The organism is Pseudomonas sp. NBRC 111127 (assembly GCF_001320345.1).
Taxonomy (GTDB): Bacteria; Pseudomonadota; Gammaproteobacteria; order Pseudomonadales; family Pseudomonadaceae; genus Aquipseudomonas; species Aquipseudomonas juntendi.
Map to the genome: position 1 here is coordinate 1 of NZ_BCBD01000336.1, position 994 is coordinate 994.

Here is a 994-nt window from a genome sequence, read left to right on the forward strand (position 1 = left end):
CTACGACGCCGGCGCCGACGGTACGACCGCCTTCACGGATAGCGAAGCGCAGACCGTCTTCCATTGCGATGGTCTTGATCAGGGTAACAGTCATCTGAATGTTGTCACCTGGCATTACCATTTCAACGCCTTCCGGCAGTTCGCAGTTACCGGTCACGTCAGTGGTACGGAAGTAGAACTGAGGACGGTAGCCTTTGAAGAACGGAGTGTGACGACCGCCTTCTTCCTTCGACAGAACGTAGACTTCTGCGGTGAACTTGGTGTGCGGCTTGACCGAACCTGGCTTGACCAGAACCTGGCCACGCTCAACGTCGTCACGCTTGGTACCACGCAGCAGAACGCCGCAGTTCTCGCCAGCACGGCCTTCGTCCAGCAGCTTGCGGAACATCTCAACACCGGTGCAGGTGGTGGTGGTGGTGTCACGCAGACCAACGATTTCCAGCGGATCCTGAACGCGGACGATACCACGCTCGATACGGCCGGTAACAACGGTACCACGACCCGAGATCGAGAATACGTCTTCGATTGGCATCAGGAATGGCTGGTCGATGGCACGAACTGGCTCAGGGATGTAGGCATCCAGAGTTTCTACCAGCTTCTTGACAGCGGTAGTGCCCATTTCGTTGTCGTCTTTGCCTTCCAGCGCCATACGAGCCGAACCGATGATGATCGGGGTGTCGTCGCCTGGGAAGTCGTAGGTGGACAGCAGGTCGCGAACTTCCATCTCGACCAGTTCCAGCAGCTCAGCGTCGTCTACCAGGTCAGCCTTGTTCAGGAAGACCACGATGTACGGAACGCCAACCTGACGGGACAGCAGGATGTGCTCACGGGTTTGTGGCATCGGACCATCGGCGGCCGAGCAAACCAGGATCGCGCCGTCCATCTGGGCAGCACCGGTGATCATGTTCTTCACGTAGTCAGCGTGACCTGGGCAGTCAACGTGAGCGTAGTGACGAATGTTCGAGTTGTACTCGACGTGAGCGGTGTTGATGGT

At 57.6% G+C, this 994-nt stretch carries 1 protein-coding gene; it reads right to left on the reverse strand.

The window, feature by feature from the left end:
• Positions 1–994, reverse strand: a 994-nt coding sequence (gene tuf, locus APH30_RS27305; RefSeq protein WP_054914262.1) for an elongation factor Tu, incomplete at both ends; no start/stop codon positions are given.